Annotated in this window: 15 protein-coding genes; 6 read left to right on the top strand and 9 right to left on the bottom strand. The window is 48.1% G+C overall.

Annotated elements, in window-relative coordinates:
* The first annotated feature begins 20 nt into the window (after window positions 1–20).
* The gene (locus tag P402_RS0111685; protein WP_026828859.1) at window positions 21–395 is read left to right on the top strand and encodes a hypothetical protein; all 375 of its coding nucleotides are present in this window, start codon (window positions 21–23) and stop codon (window positions 393–395) included.
* A 61-nt stretch (window positions 396–456) separates the two neighbouring features.
* On the opposite strand, the gene P402_RS0111680 is transcribed toward P402_RS0111685, so the two are convergent.
* Window positions 457–1,269, bottom strand: a complete 813-nt coding sequence (locus tag P402_RS0111680; protein WP_034769949.1) for an SDR family NAD(P)-dependent oxidoreductase — start codon at window positions 1,267–1,269, stop codon at window positions 457–459.
* A 156-nt stretch (window positions 1,270–1,425) separates the two neighbouring features.
* On the opposite strand from P402_RS0111680, the gene P402_RS0111675 reads away from it, so the two are divergent.
* Entirely contained in the window at window positions 1,426–2,886 is a 1,461-nt protein-coding gene (locus P402_RS0111675; RefSeq protein WP_026828857.1) for an MDR family MFS transporter, read from the top strand.
* Window positions 2,887–2,942: 56 nt separating this feature from the next.
* Here the strand turns inward: P402_RS0111675 and P402_RS16525 are convergent, their stop codons facing one another.
* Window positions 2,943–3,836 carry a DMT family transporter gene (locus P402_RS16525; RefSeq protein ID WP_034769947.1) on the bottom strand — a complete coding sequence of 298 codons (894 nt, stop codon included), beginning with the start codon at window positions 3,834–3,836 and terminating at the stop codon, window positions 2,943–2,945.
* A 43-nt stretch (window positions 3,837–3,879) separates the two neighbouring features.
* On the opposite strand from P402_RS16525, the gene P402_RS0111665 reads away from it, so the two are divergent.
* From P402_RS0111665 to P402_RS16520, 4 genes are all read left to right on the top strand, one after another.
* Complete coding sequence (locus tag P402_RS0111665; RefSeq protein WP_026828856.1) at window positions 3,880–5,997, top strand: DNA topoisomerase III; 2,118 nt, start codon at window positions 3,880–3,882, stop codon at window positions 5,995–5,997.
* Entirely contained in the window at window positions 5,997–6,413 is a 417-nt protein-coding gene (locus P402_RS0111660) for a hypothetical protein (RefSeq protein ID WP_026828855.1), read from the top strand. Before P402_RS0111665 ends, P402_RS0111660 begins: the two co-directional genes overlap by 1 nt.
* Window positions 6,414–6,482: 69 nt before the next feature.
* Window positions 6,483–7,016 (top strand): hypothetical protein, encoded by a 534-nt coding sequence (locus P402_RS0111655; RefSeq protein ID WP_026828854.1) that lies wholly within the window; start codon window positions 6,483–6,485, stop codon window positions 7,014–7,016.
* Between the two features lie 232 nt (window positions 7,017–7,248).
* Entirely contained in the window at window positions 7,249–9,834 is a 2,586-nt protein-coding gene (locus tag P402_RS16520) for a HAMP domain-containing sensor histidine kinase (protein ID WP_051525161.1), read from the top strand.
* A 363-nt stretch (window positions 9,835–10,197) separates the two neighbouring features.
* Here P402_RS16520 and P402_RS0111645 read toward each other — a convergent pair whose 3' ends face one another.
* From P402_RS0111645 to P402_RS0111615, 7 genes are all read right to left on the bottom strand, one after another.
* Window positions 10,198–11,376, bottom strand: a complete 1,179-nt coding sequence (locus tag P402_RS0111645) for an MFS transporter (RefSeq protein ID WP_026828853.1) — start codon at window positions 11,374–11,376, stop codon at window positions 10,198–10,200.
* A gap of 148 nt (window positions 11,377–11,524) precedes the next feature.
* Window positions 11,525–12,655 carry an ABC transporter permease gene (locus P402_RS0111640; protein WP_026828852.1) on the bottom strand — a complete coding sequence of 377 codons (1,131 nt, stop codon included), beginning with the start codon at window positions 12,653–12,655 and terminating at the stop codon, window positions 11,525–11,527.
* Entirely contained in the window at window positions 12,655–13,356 is a 702-nt protein-coding gene (locus tag P402_RS0111635; RefSeq protein ID WP_026828851.1) for an ABC transporter ATP-binding protein, read from the bottom strand. The genes P402_RS0111640 and P402_RS0111635 overlap by 1 nt, the downstream gene beginning before the upstream one ends.
* 15 nt (window positions 13,357–13,371) lie before the next feature.
* Window positions 13,372–13,968: an MFS transporter gene (locus P402_RS0111630; RefSeq protein WP_026828850.1), complete on the bottom strand. Its 597-nt coding sequence runs from the start codon at window positions 13,966–13,968 to the stop codon at window positions 13,372–13,374.
* A gap of 10 nt (window positions 13,969–13,978) precedes the next feature.
* Window positions 13,979–15,406 (bottom strand): FAD-binding oxidoreductase, encoded by a 1,428-nt coding sequence (locus P402_RS0111625; RefSeq protein WP_026828849.1) that lies wholly within the window; start codon window positions 15,404–15,406, stop codon window positions 13,979–13,981.
* 8 nt (window positions 15,407–15,414) lie between these two features.
* On the bottom strand, window positions 15,415–16,434 hold the full coding sequence (locus P402_RS0111620; protein ID WP_026828848.1) for an ABC transporter permease: 1,020 nt from the start codon (window positions 16,432–16,434) through the stop codon (window positions 15,415–15,417).
* A complete protein-coding gene (locus P402_RS0111615; protein WP_026828847.1) occupies window positions 16,431–17,297 on the bottom strand; it encodes an ABC transporter permease subunit in 867 nt (288 codons plus the stop codon). The genes P402_RS0111620 and P402_RS0111615 overlap by 4 nt, the downstream gene beginning before the upstream one ends.
* Window positions 17,298–17,318: the final 21 nt, after the last annotated feature.

Here is a 17,318-nt window from a genome sequence, read left to right as displayed (position 1 = left end):
TTCGATTGGAGTGAAGCGTGATGCTTAGTTCGCCGCTGTCCATAACGTATCTCGTCGGGTTGTTACTTATTGCTGGTTTTGGTCTGCTATTTGGAAGTATCTTATTGTTGAAGGAAACGATTCGTGGACGTTATGCGGGGTTTTATTTACTGGCAGCAGCGATTTTTCCCGGAGCGATGCTGATTACCTCCGTCGAAGGCGGACTGATCGGACATCTCTTTTTTGAGACAGATTTGTTCCTGTCGATTGTTGCCTGGTTGTTAGTCCTGTCGAGCGGTTATCTGGTCATGGTGACGGGGGCTGTCACGCTTCGGTACGTGTACCGGTATACCTCCATTCCGAAAAACGTTCAAAAATGGATGACGGATCATTTTCATCGTCCAAAACCAAATTAAACAAAACAAGACGTCCATCACTTTCCAGTAAGAAAGGATGAACGTCTTTTCTGTGTTCGGATTAGTTGGAAACAGCGAATTCTTCGACCGGTGTCTCTTGTTGTTGCTGATCTGGATTTTGAATGCGTCCAGTAACTTCCGTTAAGAGACGGCGTGGTAACAGTTTAGCGAACGTCACCATAGCGCGGTTACTTGCTCCGGGTACGACAACTCGTTTTCCTTTTAATGCTCCCCGGTATCCGGCAAATGCGACGAGGTGAGACGGCATACTTTTGAATGGTAACGTGATTTGGGCACGATCAAAGAAGTTCGTATCCGTCGGTCCCGGACAAAGACAGGTAACCGTGACACCGGAGCCATCGAGTTCAGATGCGAGTGCTTCGGACAACGACAAGACATACGCTTTAGTGGCATAGTAGACGCTCATATACGGTCCCGGCATGAAGGCGGCAACAGAGGCAACATTCAGGATACGACCGAACCCGCGATCAAGCATGCCCGGCACCAGACGTTTCGTCAGTTCCGTTAAGGCGACGACGTTGACATGAATCGAATTTAAATCTTCTGACGGATCGATTTCCGCGAAACGGCCTGATGTCGCAAAGCCGGCATTGTTGAATAATAAATCAACCGTCAGTTCATGTTCCTCGAGGAAACTGAGAACACGGGAGACGCTGTCTGATTGTGAGAGATCGACTGCGAATGTGTAAGCCTTGATTTGGTAACGTTTTTCAAGGACATGCTTAAGCTCGGTCAGTTTCTTTTCGTTGCGGGCAATCAAGACACAGTCAAATCCATCGCGTGCCGCCAATACGGCTAAGTCAAGACCGATCCCACCGGAAGCACCTGTAATCAAAGCAGTTTTTCGTAACATGTCATACTCCTCCATTCAATTGATGACTCATTCTCTAATCTTTATCATTCCCTATTGTTCCCTTGATTCCTGCTTGATAAGCATCTCCTTTTAGAAGTTCGGTCATTCACTGTATGATAAGAGAATGGTACAAACACAGAAAGCGAGCTGAGTGTCTTGAGGAAAAATGTCACGATTGCCTTATTATTAGCTACATTTTTGGCAGCGATTGAAGGAACGATCGTTGCAACAGCGACACCCGTCATGGCGAGCGAGTTGAATGGTGCTAAACTCGTCAGTTGGATTTTCGCCGGGTTCTTACTGTTCATGGCCGTATCGACACCGATTTATGGAAAGATGGCTGACTTGTACGGAAGAAAACGAGTCCTGTTGTTCGGAATCGGGGTCTTCACGGTCGCATCGCTTGCGTGTGGACTGGCTCAATCGATGGAAACATTGATTCTGTTCCGGGCCGCGCAAGGAATTGGTGCCGGAGCCGTCCTGCCGATTGCGATGACCATCATCGGAGATTTGTATACATACGAGGAACGCGGAAAAATCCAGGGCGTTTTAAGTGCGGTTTGGGGAATCTCCGGTGTCGCCGGTCCGCTAGTCGGCGGTTTTTTGGTCGAGACGTTATCGTGGCGCTATATCTTTTTGTTAAATGTTCCGTTTGCCTTGATCTCCTTTATCATGATCGTCCTGTTCTATAAAGAAAATGTTACCGAAACGTCACGCAAGATTGATTACCGGGGAGCGATTTTATTTGCGACCGGGATGAGTGCCCTGCTGTACGGATTACTCTCCGGGAGTGAGACCGAATCATTTGCCGAACCGCTGATTTTAATCAGTTTTGCGGTCAGTGTGGTCCTGTTGTTTTGGTTTTACCGGGTCGAGAAAAAAGCAGCTGATCCGTTATTGCCACCTGTGGTCATCCGCCATCCGGTCATTCTCGTCATCAATCTGGCCGTCTTCTTTTCTGCCTGGGTACTCGTCTCGATGTCGGCGTACATCCCGATTTTTGCGCAAGGTGTTCTCGGGAAAAGTCCGACCGAAGCCGGCTTCATGCTGATGCCGTTATCCTTGTTTTGGACACTGACTGCGATCGTTGGCGGGCGGACGATTGGCATCGCCTCGCCGCGCTACCGGACGATGACCGGAATGGGATTACTCGTCATCGGGATGACGATTTTAATCGGAATCGGACGGGAATCAAGCGATGTCTTCATTTATTTGGCTGTCTCGTTGATCGGGATCGGTTTCGGATTGGCACAACCGGTCTTCATGGTCGTCTTACAGACATCAGTCGACTGGTCGCTCCGTGGATCGGCGACTGCCGTCAACTCGTTTTTGAGTACGACGGGTCAAACGCTTGGTGTGGCGATATTCGGAACATTGTTTAACGTCTCGATCATCCAGGCATTTTCCGACTCGAAGCTGCTTTCCGGCTACTCGATTGATCCGTTTTTCCAGGCCGGTACGGCAGCCCGTTACGGAGCAGACGTTCAATCGGCCGCGGAACAGGCGCTCGCAAACGGACTGCACCTCGTCTTCATCGGGGGGCTCGTCTGTGCCATCCTTGCCTTTTTCATGACCTTCCGACTGCCGAAAGTCCGTCCGGAAGATCCGACCAATTAAAAAACACCAGTCAGCCACCTTCTGTGAGAAGCGGGTCTGACTGGTGTTCGTTTTTTTTATTCCGCAGTCGTAGCGGCATTTTGTTTGGCGAATTGTTCCCGGATATCCCGTTCGTTGCGCCGGAGGAACAGACCGATTCCGACGAGCAGTAAGGCAGCACCGGTGATTTGAATCCAGGTCAACGACTCTTGGAACAGGAAGTATCCGAAAATCATCCCCCAAACGGCTTCACCGAGAATCGTGATGCTGACGATACTAGCGCTGACACGCGACAAGGCCCAGTTAAATAAGTTGTGACCAAGCAGCGTCGGGAAAACAGCGAGTAAAATATAAATTTTCCAATCAGTTTGGAATGAACCGACTAGATTGACCGACTGAATGAGCGAAAACAGTAACAGAACGACGGAGGACACGGCATAGACACCGAATGAATACGTGTTCGTCGAGACGCTTGTCCGGACATGCTGACCGAGCAGCCAGTAACCGGCGACAAGAATCGTCGCAAGCAAGGCGAGTCCGTCTCCGATCAGCGCTCTTGGACCGACCGCGATGTCACCGTAAGCGACAAGTCCGCCGCCAAGCAACGCGACGCCGACGAAAAAGAGGGCTTTTCTTGACGGATGTTGTTTAAAGAAGACAGCGTTCCCGATCAAAACGAAAATCGGACTCGCGGTTACGAAGAGCGTCGAGCTGGCAACTGTCGTATAATCAAGGGACAGGAACCACAGCCAAAAATGACCGGCTAAGAGAATTCCGCTTAAAATCATATGTCGGATGGTCGTTGAACTGAGACTAAGTAATTCTTTCAGGTGAATCAACGGTAACAGCAACAGTGTCGAAAACAACATTCTGTAAAAAGCAACCGCTTCAATCGGGGTTTCGGCCCATTTAACGAAAATTGCAGATGTCGAGATAAAAAAGAGTGCCATGAATAAAGTGAAATAGGGCATGTTAACCTCCGCGTGTCTGAAGTAAGGAAATGAGGGTGAACCAATGCAATTAATCATTGCGGAAAAACCGAAACAAGCTGAAAAACTGGCAGCGCCGTATCCATCGGTCAAGCGGGACGGCTATATTGAAATCAAACCGTGTGACCGATTTCCGGCCGGGGCAAAGCTTGCTTATGCCGTCGGCCATTTATGTGAACTCCAGGAACCGGCCCATTACGATGCCAAATGGAAACGATGGAACTATGACCATCTTCCGATCATCCCGGAACGGTTCGACTACCGGTTATCCCGGGGAAAAAGCAAAGCGTTCCAAGTCATCAAGAAGTTACTGAACGAACGGACGACGACTTCCATCATTATAGCATCGGATGCCGAGCGAGAGGGAGAGGCAATCGTCCGATTGATTCTCCGATTGGCCAATAACGCGAAACCGATTCAGCGCCTTTGGATTTCCAGTCTGACACCGCAGGCCGTAGATCACGGTTTTGCGAATCTGCTCGATGGCAAAGAAACCGAGAATCTGTTCCATGAGGCGATGAGTCGCGCCTGTGCCGACTGGCTAATCGGGATGAATGCTTCACGGGCTTATACGACGTTGCTCAAGAAAAAAGGTATCGCCGACGTCTTTTCACTGGGACGGGTCCAGACGCCGACGCTATCGTTAATCGTTGAGCGGGAGAAGCAGATCGAGACCTTCCGTCCGGAAACGTTTTTTGAAGTCGAAGCGGACTTTACCCGGTATAAAGGAAAATACATCAATATCAAAAAACAAACGAAGATTACAGAACGGAGCCTCGCGGAAACGATTGTTGCCCGAACTCCAGGAACAGGTGTCGTAGCGGCGGTCGATAAGACGGAACAAGTTGAAAAGCCGCCATTTTGGTTCAGTTTATCGTTGTTGCAAACGGAAGCGAGCCGGCGTTTCGGACTCGGCGCAAAAGAAACACTCGATATTGCGCAAAAACTGTACATCCGGGGTTGGATCAGTTATCCGCGGACTGATTCGTCGTTTGTCTCAAAAGATGAAGCGAGCCAGTTTCCGAAGATTTTAAAACGACTTTTGAAACAGCCGGAGTATACCGAACTGACGGATATCGTGACGAACAACATTACGAACAATAAACGGTACGTCAATTCAGCGAAGGTCAGCGATCATTATGCGATCATCCCGACGGAAGAAGCGGGAGCTGTTGCGAAACTGACAGGACGTGACGCACAAGTCTATGATTTGATCGTCCGTCGTTTCTTAGCGGCGTTTGCTCCGGATGCCCGGTCGGAAAAAACGGAAATCATTACGGAACGAGAACAGGACCGCTTCATCACAAAAGGCAGCCGGTCGCTTGAGTTAGGATTCAAGAAAGTCTTGAAGGTTGAAGCGAAAGAGCAGGAACTGCCGGCACTTGAAATCGGACAACAGGTACCGATTAAAAGCGCGAAGTTACTCGAGAAACAAACGGAACCGCCAAAACGCTACACGGAAGGAACCTTGATTCTCGGGATGAAAACGGCCGGAAAAGTGCTTGAAAATGAACTTCAAGCCATCATGAAGGAAATCGAGGGACTTGGAACAGAAGCAACCCGTGCCGGTATCATCGACGGACTGAAACGCCGGGAATACATTCAAGTGAAGAAAAAAGAACTTCATCCGACGGCGAAAGGACGGATTCTGATTGAAGCCGTCAGCGGAAGTATTCTCGCCTCGCCGGAGATGACTGCGAAATGGGAAAGCCGGCTGGATCAAATCGGGAAGGGTGAGGCTTCAGCGGCTCAGTTCGTCGATCAGGCGAAGAAACTGTCGCAACATTTAGTTCAGGATGCAAAAACACGGGTCGAACAATTAGAAGTCGATCCGACCCAGGTACCGGCAAAACGGGCGCGGGGCGCAACGAACCGGCTGGTTGGCATCTGTCCGGTCTGTCAGGCAGAGTTGCTCGATCGAGGCAAATTTTACGGGTGCAGTGCCTATCAGAAGAACAATTGCGGGTTTACCCTGCCGAAGACGATTCTCGGGGCACGCCTGACGCAAACCGAACTGAAAAAACTGCTTGCGAATGGAAAAACAAAGCCGCTTGATATGAAAAAAAATGGACGGACCTTCCAGGCGATGCTGTATTTGGAACAAAATCAATTGAAATTCGAGTTTGTGAAGGGAGAAGCTTGATGCATTACGATTTGATGGAAAATAAGACCTTTATACCGATGTTCGAACAATTTTTAAAAGAAGGGACCAAACTGACGGTCTGGTTCCCGAATCAAGTGACGGTCGGGCAGGCTGATGCGCTGATTGAAGAAGCGGAAGAATTATTCGGAGTGACGGCAGAAGTCATCGATGATCCCCAATCGTTTGGGAAATCATTATTGTTACCGTATTTGACGGAACGGGAAACCCGGGAAGACGATTTCGTCCGCTATGAGACCGTCATGACGGAAGAAGTGAAGGCCATATTACGGGAAATCACCTTACCGATGATGGCGGACGGTGACTTTGCCGTCCTGTATTCTTATCGGATTGATGCCCCGAACGGTTTTTTGTTTGTTGAAGATTGGTTTAATGCTGAAGTTTCCTTAGAAACTTAACAAAAAACGGAAACCCGCCTTGTTCGTGTTGCGTAAAAGTAACTATTATACGAAACGAGGAGGGTTTTTATGGCGTTATCAGGATTCGCTTCATTGCTTAACGGCAACCGACTGTTGCTGTATATCGAAGGCGACGGCTTTTTTTCCGGGATGCCGGTTTTCATGGTCATCTTTTTTGTTCTGATTATTTCCGTCATTGTCATTTCATTGATTTCAGCAGCCTCAAAAGGAATTTCGACGAGTGGAATCACCACATCACTTCGGCATCATGCGTCACAACTTGTGACACCATCAGAGTCAGGAGCACAAGACTATTTGACATACATGCGTTCCTTGTCAGTGTTTCCGATTGAAAAGACGAATTTGGAACCGGTTCGACTGGCAAAAGGAATTTTGGCGCTGATTCAACAGACGGATGTAATCCAAGGAACAACAAAACAAGACATTGTGGCGCAGTATGCACGGCTTGGTCTGCTTGAAGGTGATCCATTAGCGGACGAACAGCCGGTCCGCCGTCATTCGGGCACACACCATGATCATCATCAAATGCATATGAATCAGCATCACACGGATCATCAAAATTCCAATCATTCGAATTTTTAAATCGTTGCCCACTCCGTTCATCGGAGTGGGTTTTTGGTATGAAACCCATTCACTAGAGTAACAAAACACTGTTTTTCGACATCTGTTTGTAACATACAACCGTTTAGATTAAAGTTAGATGAAAAGTGGTCTTTTTTGAGCATATTTAGTGGAATTCAATAAAAAAGCTTTAAAATAGAGTTTAGAAACAAAAAAATTGTGTATTAAGAACACGATAGAGGGGGATCAATAGATGAAATCATGGCTTAATCGTACGATTGGACGCCAAATTATGTTCGCCTTCTATATGATTATTCTGACACTCGTGCTGACCTCAGCCGGTGTTTACTTTTATACGAAAAATCAAGTGCAGGATTCGCGTCAGGAACTCTTGACGTTGAACGATCATCGAACACGAGCGACGAACTTATATGAATCCTGGCAGAGTCTTCAATATGAAATGCGTGGATTCGTCCTGTTAGGTGATAGGGCGATGCTTGAAGAAATCGAACGGAAAAAAGACGCCATTAATCGCCAGACGACGTGGTTCGAAAAAAATGCGCGTTTTAAAGAAGAAGAACAATATGCAACCGATGCCCGGACACTCTACAGTGCCTATACGGAACGTGTCATGCCAAGTTTAACGAACTATGTTGCCGCTAAAAAAGACGGTGATGTGACGGAACCGTTTCTGCAGATGGCGACGCTCGGAAAAGTGACGCAGGCGCAGCAACTTGATCCGGACCGGAATTTCAACATCCAAACAAAAAGTGCAGCTGATATGAGTTCGAGCATCGTTGATATGGAAACGGTGTTCACGGAGTATCGTAACTCATTGAACAAACAAGAGTTGGCAGCGCAAGATAAGCTTGGAAAACAAGTGAATACGTCGCAAATTCTTGGTTTCATCAATTTAGCAGTCCTGTTACTTATCATTGCCTTACTCGTTCGCCCGTTCGTGTCGAAGTTGACCGGACAATTGCGTCAACTCAACCGGGAAAGCAGTCGTTTGGCAAAAGGGGAAGACGCTACACCGATTCACGTCGTGAACGAGCGAGACGAAATTGGGGAATTGACGACGACCTTTAATCAAATGGCGGCGGCGATTTCCGCACAAAAAATGCAACTCGTCTCAAGCAACGACGAACTGCAAAGTCAGCAAGAAGAATTGGTGGCGCAACAAGAAGAGTTGCAAACACAACAAGAAGAGCTGGAAGAAGCTCTTGATATAACGTTACGCAATGAAACACATTTGCGTTACCGGAACGAATTGACGGAAACCCTCGCGTCACGCGAGACATTAACGGCCTATCCGGCCATCATCGAGAAGTTGATTACGATCACGGATGCCGAGTTAGGGGCAATCGTCTTCCTCGAAGAAGACCGCTATACGGATATCGTCTCTTACGGGATGACCGTCGATCAGGAACGTAAACTCTTGACGTCCTCGATGTCTTTGCTCGAGCGGGCGCGCATGCACAAACGGGCTGTCCGATCGACGAAACAGGTCACGAGTGATCATCCGCTTCCGTATCCATACAGCATGTATGAAACGGTCGTTCCGGTCATGGACCCGGCGACGAACACGATGATTGCGAGCATTTATCTCGTTCGATACCGCGATCAGTTTAATGACGATCAGACGGGAGAGATTTGGTCGTTCTCGCGTCAGTTGGCATTATCACTCCTGCGGATGCGGGTGTTTGATGAAATCGAGCGGGAACGCGAGAAAACGTCGAAACTGTTGCACTCGATCCGTGAAGCCGTCATCTATATCGAAGGTGGAAAAATCTTCGCCAATAAACCGTTGTTGGCGTTGTTCCACCATCCGGCACATGATCAGTTCAACGACGACGGTTTGATGACGCTTGATGTCAAAATCGAAGAGTTGGCCGTTCAAGTCGACCAACATGAAGCGTTTTTGGATTATATGGATCGTGTGTGCAGCCATGAGATACCGACGGAAGGATTGTCATTATCTCTGAATAAAGAAGAACGGTTCGTCCAGGTCTATGCGGAAGGCATCCATTATGGCGGTCGATTCCGCGGGACGATGCTCGTCTTACGTGATGTGACGATTGAGACGGGAATCGATCGGATGAAGTCAGAATTCGTATCGACGGTCTCCCATGAATTGCGGACACCACTCGCTTCCATCTTTGGTTACACGGAATTGATGCTTGCGAAAGATTTGCCGGCGGATCGACAACAACGCTACTTGACGACGATTCATACCGAGACACAACGTCTGACGAGTCTCGTTAATGATTTCCTCGACGTTCAGCGGATGGAATCGAGCCAACAGCAGTATCATTTCAAGGCACTTGACCTTGCAGACTTGATTCAGGAAGTGGCCGAATTCCAAGCCGGTTCTGCGACACATCATCAATTGAGTCTCGATACAGGGGATACACCGTTACGTTGGATTGAGGCAGATGAAGCGAAGATGCGGCAACTGTTTGGAAACCTGATAAACAACGCCATCAAGTATTCACCGGACGGCGGACAGGTTGAGTTAAAACTCGAAGAATTAGATGACCGGTTACGCGTCACGGTTACGGACGAAGGCATCGGCATTCCGCGTCAAGCGTTACCGGAGTTGTTTGGTAAGTTTTATCGGGTCGATAACTCCGACAGCCGGAAAATCGGCGGGACCGGTCTTGGTCTGGCGATTTGTCAAGAAATCGTCCGGGCACATGAAGGATTGATTCATGTGGAATCGACGGAAGGAAAGGGTTCGGTCTTTACAGTCGAACTGCCATTCGTTCAAGCAGATGTATTGCTTGAAGAAATCATTGAGGCACCAACAGCTTCAAACAGTCAGCTTCGTAAACGATAAGTGACGTTCCAAGTGATGATGAGAACACAAAAGACAGTGGGTTCCCCGGAACGCACTGTCTTTTGTTTTGGATTTTGAGTGACCCAAGTGGATTGCAACTCGATTGAAACGGGGCGTACTTTTACCTCGGTCTGACCGGTCTGTTGCTGGGACTTGGAATGATGTTTGTCTTGCGGATAAAGGGTTGATAATACAAATTGGCTTTCAGGATGCTTACTTTTTCCTGTAAAAGTTGCGAGAAGCGAGTGATTCCTGTTGAACAAGATGAGGGTGGCAGACTTATAATCTGCCACCCTCATCTGTGTAGAAATTGACTTTTGAGTCAGCCCCATTTTCATGGATCGTATTCAAAACATGGATCGATCACGAAACGTGGCGTTCCGCGGAGGCGGGGACGGACTGTTGAAGCCGCCGTGCCGACGGAAGCATCAACAGAGCGATGACAGCGGCGATCCAGTACACGATTTCGATGTTCAAGCGGTCCGCAAGCAGACCAAACACTAAACTGCCGAGACAAAAACTCAGTGTATAGACGGTTTGCTGCATGCTGTAAACATAAGGTAACCGGGCGATTGGTGTAGCTTCCTGCAACCGCGTGTTCATGTCAATGGCTCGTAACTGACTGGCTGCGCCTTGCATGATACAGGCAATGATGGCAAAGACGACATGCGGTGCCGAGGCGAAGAGGACCGTTGCACCAATCGATAATACGACACTGCTAATCAACAAGGGTTTCCGCTTCGTGCGACGGAGCATATAGTAACTGCCGCCGATCATACTCAGCAGGTAAAAGGCATTGAGAATTCCCCACCAGCTGCGGGACAGCGCGAGGTGCGTATCGATATAAACAAGAAACAACGCTGAAATCCAGGCAGTGCTTGCAAACGCATCGATGCCGAGCAACGTCGTATTGAGGCGGGCAGCCGGATGTGTGCGGGTATATCGAAAACTCGATTGAAATGTTGGCGATTCGTCCGAATCTTCGACCGGATCAGCCAGCTGACGCACTTGACGATGAAACAACGTTGTCCAAAGGGTCGCTCCGATAAACAAGCCGAAGGAAATCATCAAAACAAGATGCGGAGACCCAACACTGACGAAAATGGCTCCAAGCGGCCACATCACGAGTTGGACGACTTGATTGGTTCCTTGGACCAAACTGTTGGCTTTTTGCAAATCATCGGTGATCCGAGGCAGAAAGGCACTCTCGATGGGACGTGCAAAACCATCGAGGAACGCAATCCAAACGACGCACACGAGAAGAGAAGCAATGGGAAGATCAAGAAAAACGATCACTCCCAGTGTGACGGTTTTAATAAGTTGGCTAAACAACAGCAAGGATGCATGTCGAAAGCGTCGTGCAAGAGAAGCAAAGAAAAATCCGCTCATGGCCATGCCTGCCGTCACGGCAATCGGGAACAGGGCAGCTGTGCTGGCCTGTCCGGTTTCAGCATACAGGGTAGCGATGAGAGCGACGATGTAGAGCGCATCTCCCGCATTTGCTACCCACTGGCTGACCAGTAAAGTTGTAAATCGGTTCATCTATAAAACCTCCACATCGTTCGTATTTAGTTAGTGGGTAGGTAATCTAGATGGATTTACATTGGTCGGCCTCATTTCGCTTTTTTTTTTGATTGTATAAGGAAAAAAATGGATTGTCAATGGAGTCTGGGAAATGAAGTCGATGTTCTTAGACCGGGCGTTGTTTTTTGAGAGCCCGCATATTGAGTGCGACGAACAGGAGGACAAAACCTGCCAATACGACAAGATCGAGCCAAATGTCTTGAAGCCCGTAGCCCCGAGTCATGATATTTTGCAGAGCATGCGCGGCATAAGTCAATGGCATCAACCGATTAATGATTTCGACCCACACGGGAGCATCACCCAAATCAAACAATCCGCTGAAGAAAATCTGAGGCACGATGGCTAACGGAATGAACTGGATCAGTTGAAATTCAGTCCGGGAAAAACTCGACAGCAGTAAACCAAGCGACAAGGCGACACTTGCCGTCAGGAGATTGACGAACAAAAGTAAGAAGTAGTTTCCCTGTTGCGTCACGTCAAGCACGTTGACGATGAATAACTGAATAAGAATCGTCTGGATCGTGACGAATAAAAAGAAACCGACAAAATAACCGAAGACGATACTCGAGCGTTTGAGCGGCGTCGCAAGCGTCCGTTCGAGTGTACCGCTCGACCGCTCCCGTAAAAAGCTGACACCGGCAATGATGAAGACAAATAGGAAGATGAAAAACCCCATCAAGGCAGGGGCGATTTGATCAAATAATTCAGCATCCGGATTGCCGTATAAAAATTGGATGTCGGGTTTGGTAAGAGTGGGTGATGCAGGTTGCGGCGTATCGAATGTTTGATTCGTTAATTGCGTCAATTGTTGTTGCAACTGTTGAACGGTTGCCGTGAGTTTCGTATTGGCTGTGAGTGCTTGTTTTCCTTGAATCGTGATCAAGGTTTCTTGAATGAGTTGGAGCGCTGCGGCGTTTTTTGAAATGTCGCCGCCTTCAATTAAAATTTTCGGCTGATTCTTTTGAAAGGTGATCAAGGCATCAATCTGTCGATCCTTCATGGCAGTGATACCAGCCGCTTTGCTTGAAAAGGTGCGGATGTCTGTTTTGGTTTTCAGTGTATCTTGAAAGGTCACCGGTAAATCGACCGTACCGATTGTCACATCGTCCGAGCTCGAACCGAGAATCGTCGACAGTAAGAACAGAACAAATAAGGGAGCGAGAAACATCATGGCAATCGTCCGTTTATCCCGAAAAATTTGTGAAATCACACGTTCCGCTACTGTCAGAATTTGCATTATACTCGCTCCTTTGGAATGAAAGCTTCATCGATGGAACCAAAACGTTGAATCAAATCATTGGGGGTACCGGCTTCGATTAGACGACCATGTTGGATCAACAATAACCGGTCGCAACGCTCAGCTTCATCCATGACATGTGTCGTGACGAGTACCGTTACACCGGACTGGCGCAGTTGTTCAAACTCATGCCAAAATGTTTTCTTAAGCGCGGGATCAATCCCGACCGTCGGTTCATCGAGCAACAGAAGACTCGGTTCGTGGATCAAGGCGATGGCCAGACTGAGTCGTCTTTTCATTCCACCGGAAAATTGATGGATCGGACGATCGGCATCTTTCTTCAAATCGACGAATTCAAGGACGGTTTCGATGCGCGCTCGAAGACGTGCTTTTTTTAAACCGTATAGTTTTCCGAAATACCGCAGATTTCCGCGCGCCGTTAAGTCTTCATAAAGCGCATCCGACTGTGCCATGTAGCCGATGTTCTCCGCTTGGGCGAGCGAGGGTTGTTTGGTGCCGAGAACCATGATCGTCCCGGTCGTTGGTTGTTGCAGACCAATCAACGACTTGATTAAAGTCGTTTTTCCGGAACCGCTCGGACCAATTAAACCGACAATTTCACCTTGACCAATTGAAAACTGGACATCTCTCAAGACCGTGCGTTTCCCGAACGCTTGGGAGTAATGGGTTACGTCAATCATACGATCACATCCCTTCTACTTCTTTATACCCGCTTCGACACCCGATGATGAATCTTCCGTATGTTTTTTTTCTGAACGTGGACGGTCCCACAGTAAACGCAACGTTACATAAAAATAGACGGCAGAGATGATGTAAAACAGACTGCCAATCGTTAAAAAATCAATCAGATAACCGGCAGCTATGATTCCAAGTGCCGACCATAATGATGTCTTGAAATGATAGCGGCCGATTGTCCGGCCAACCGTCGTCAAGGCAAGTTCCTGCCGGGCAAGGATTGTTTTTTCCGTGTTCTTTTGCAACGCACCAAGTATTCCCATGATGATTTGAATCAGGTAGACGTGGCTAATGGACGTCACAATCGGTACGTACAATAAAACCAGTGCCATGCCAAACGTGTGGGTGACAAGCAATGAGCGGTCGCCGAACCGGTCACTCAGACGACCGATTCCGAGGTAAGCGAACGCTGAAGTCAGCGTGAAGAGACCGTAGGCAAGACCGAACTGGGCATAGGAATCTCCAATTTGCCGGACAAGCAATAAATAAAACGGAAAAATGATACTGCTGCTCATTAAAATCATGCTTTGAATACGAACAAAAAGTGAATAGTTCATCATCGTCTCCTTACTTAAAATAGTCGAGATAAAATTGGTTCATGAAAAGGCCATCGGGATCCTGCTGTTGTTTGGCTTCTTTAAAAGTAGCAGCATTCGGATAGGCGTCATGGAACTGCTTGCGTGTTGCGAACGGATAGTACGGCAGGTAGTAACTGCCCTGATGTGCGAGTGTCGCATCAATCAACTTTTGGACAATCCGTTTCGTTTCGTTGATCGATATCGGATCCGTTTCCGTATTGATCAGCCAGACGAGGGCAAACATATCCTGTTTCGCATAGGACAAGGCAGCTGTTTCATCCTGCTCGACATACCGGATCGTGATATTCAAGACATTCAGTTCCTCGGCTGTCAAAATCGACCGCAATTGATCGATGTAGGAAACAAACGAATCAACCGGCACGAAGTATTCCTGGAGTAATTCGGTTCGACCGGGACTCGTATATTCCATAAACGCACTGTCGGAACGCATGACATTGTTACGGGATTCGAACGTTCCGCTCTGCTTCAGGAAATACGATTTTTGAAATGACCAGAGCTGATTTTTTCCGAAGTCGCTGTACCGGGAGATGCCGAGTAATGCTTTCGGCAAAGCAATGATGGTTTCTTGTTTGAGCGGTTCCTCTTCAATCGGAGTTGTCCGCTCTGTTTTGCGATAGTTCGTGACATACATGTCTTTGAAAAATCCGTCCGGCGCGACAGAAATACGTCCGATGTGCATACGGACGTCATCGTCACCGAGGACATGTTGCCGGAAATAAGCCGGATAATCCTGATAATTCAAGGAGACAGTCTGCTCGGCGTACCATTCATCGTTTGTCAGTTTCAAAGTAACGTCCAAAATGATACCGAAGAGACCATATCCGCCGGGGACCAGGCGGAATAAATCCGCATGTTCCGTCCGGCTGACGTTGACGACGGAACCGTCCGCTTGCAACAGCCGAAACGAATCGACCGTATCAAGCAGGGAACCGTAACGGATATCCCGGCCGTGGACATTGACGCTGAGTGCGCCGCCGACTGTAAAGATATTCTGCGACTGCATGACTTGAATTGCTAGACCGTCCGGCTGAATCCGGTCTTGAATTTCACCCCAGGTGGCGCCGCTTTGGACGGTAATCCGTTTCGTTCTGGGAGTATAATCTAGAATCTGATCGTACTTGGTCATATCAAGGACTGTCGTGTCCGGCAGGTATGTCTGCCCGCCTTGACTGTGTTGCATACCGGCAATCGACACCGTCTCCTGGCGTTGTTTTGCTTGCTCAATCCAGGACTTCAGGTCATCCGTCGAAGTTGCCGACCGAATCTGTTTGACACGGGTCGGGAGTAAGTTTGACTGATCGGAACTGGTCAGGACAGGGTGTTGATAAGACCAAATGGAAAAACTAAAAACCGCCATATAAAGAACAATGACGGCACCAATGATTATTCGCTTCATACATCCTCCTAGGATTTGATTGAAATGTCGACCGGATCAAACGGGTGAGACAAATGGGCTGTCGCTGCTTCCGCTTCAGCAAGGGATGGAGTTGAACTACTTATTTGTTGGCGGCGCAAGCGGTAAGCACGCTCGAGGCGGCTGGTCAGTAAATTGGCAAAGAACACGAGCAAAGCTAAAGCAATCGCCGGAACTAAAAACAGATGGTTGATCCACGAAACGGCTGAGAATTGCAGGAAATAGTAGCCGAACTGGGACGCCCATTCAAAAATAATCGGGGCCGCGCCACCTTCGAATAAGACGAGTGTTCCGCCAAAAAACAAGCCGAACAACGAGAGATGGATCAGGACCATTAATGTCTGAACGAACTGTTGCATGAAGACAATCGTTAGTGTCGGCAACAGATGCGGCCAAATATGTACCCGAAACTGATGTCCAGGACGTCCGCCGAGTGTGCGGGCGACAAGCATGAATTCTTGTGCAAGCAATTGCCGGGTCTCACCGATTAAATACAGCACTAATGCCGGTAAACCGAGTACCGTCAAGACACTGACTTCGAGGAAGACACGCGAGAACGCGGACGGAACCGAGGCGGGATCTATAAATAGGAAAGCCGGCAATAAAATAAACAAGGCAAGCAACGAAATCGGAATGATCAAGAAACCGTCCAGCAGGAGACGTAATGCCGTATACAGCCGTTTTCCCCGGAAAGCGAGCAGGACACCGATCAGCAAGGCGAGAACGATTCGGGCGAAGGCGACGCTGACACAAACACCAATCGTCCACTTGGCCCCTTCAATCATCACCTGAAACAAATCGTTTCCGGAACGGTCCGTCCCAAACCAACGATCCGTGGAGGGTTCAAGTGGTGAGGTGGCGATAAATGTTCCGTCTTTCGAATAGAGATTTTGAATTTGATCGACCTGTCCGTCACGAAACACGGCATTACCGAAACTGAGTAACAACAATGTTCCAAAGAACAACAGGCACATCCAAAAGATGAAGTCATATCTCAAAACACGTCTCATGAAATCTCTCCTTTCCACGAGAGGGGGATACAAAGTTCTGCCACCGTATCTAATATGAAAAAGGGCAGATAGATTAAAAGCAATAAAACAAGCAGTATCGAAAAATCCTGATTGATTAAGATAAAACGAAACAGTCCCTGGACGTTAAAAGTATACTCGATGACGACCAGACTCGAAAGAATCGTAATGATGTTCGTCCGGAAAAACAGATAAAAACGATAAAACAGATTTGGCATCAAATGTTGCCAAAACAGCCGGGACGAGTGGATACCTTTTGCGCGGGCCAACTCCAGGTAGCTTGCATGCTGTTCTTCCTGAATCCGGCCGGTCAGCCATTTGATGAAGAAAAAAACGGTCGTTAAGGATAATGTCAAAATCGGCAGGAACCGGATCGAATCGCTAAATCCCCCAGCAACCTCGATTTGATCAAATCCGGTCGTCTTGAATAAAATGACGATGATGAATTGTGAAAAAATGATCCAAAATAAATCAGGAATCATTTCCAGGAGTCGGGCAGTTTGCGTCAAGACGGAACGGATTTTTGCTCCGGCCCGGTAAAATAAAAACGCATAAAGTAAAGCCGCAATCGATGAACAAAGCAGAGCGCTGCTGAAGATGACGAGCGTCTCCTGAATGAACGGCTGAAGATCCGGAAGTAACAGTCTGTTTTCTCCAGCCGTTGCATTGTAATACGTTAATGGATGTGAAGACGTCAACAGACTGAGCTGTTGTTGCACTGTGTTGAAATACTTCGGGAAATCCGGTCGCATCTGAACAATCAGATGCGGTAAAGCACTGATGACGACCAGAACAAAGAAGGCGAACACGAGTTGAGTGGTTTTACGGATGAGAAATGACGGCATATTGTCCCTCCTGCAAGTACG

This window comes from Exiguobacterium sibiricum 7-3 (assembly GCF_000620865.1).
In the GTDB taxonomy this organism is placed as follows: Bacteria; Bacillota; Bacilli; order Exiguobacteriales; family Exiguobacteriaceae; genus Exiguobacterium_A; species Exiguobacterium_A sibiricum_A.
Note: the sequence above shows the minus strand (reverse complement) of the source record. Positions and strands in the feature narration are given on the sequence as shown.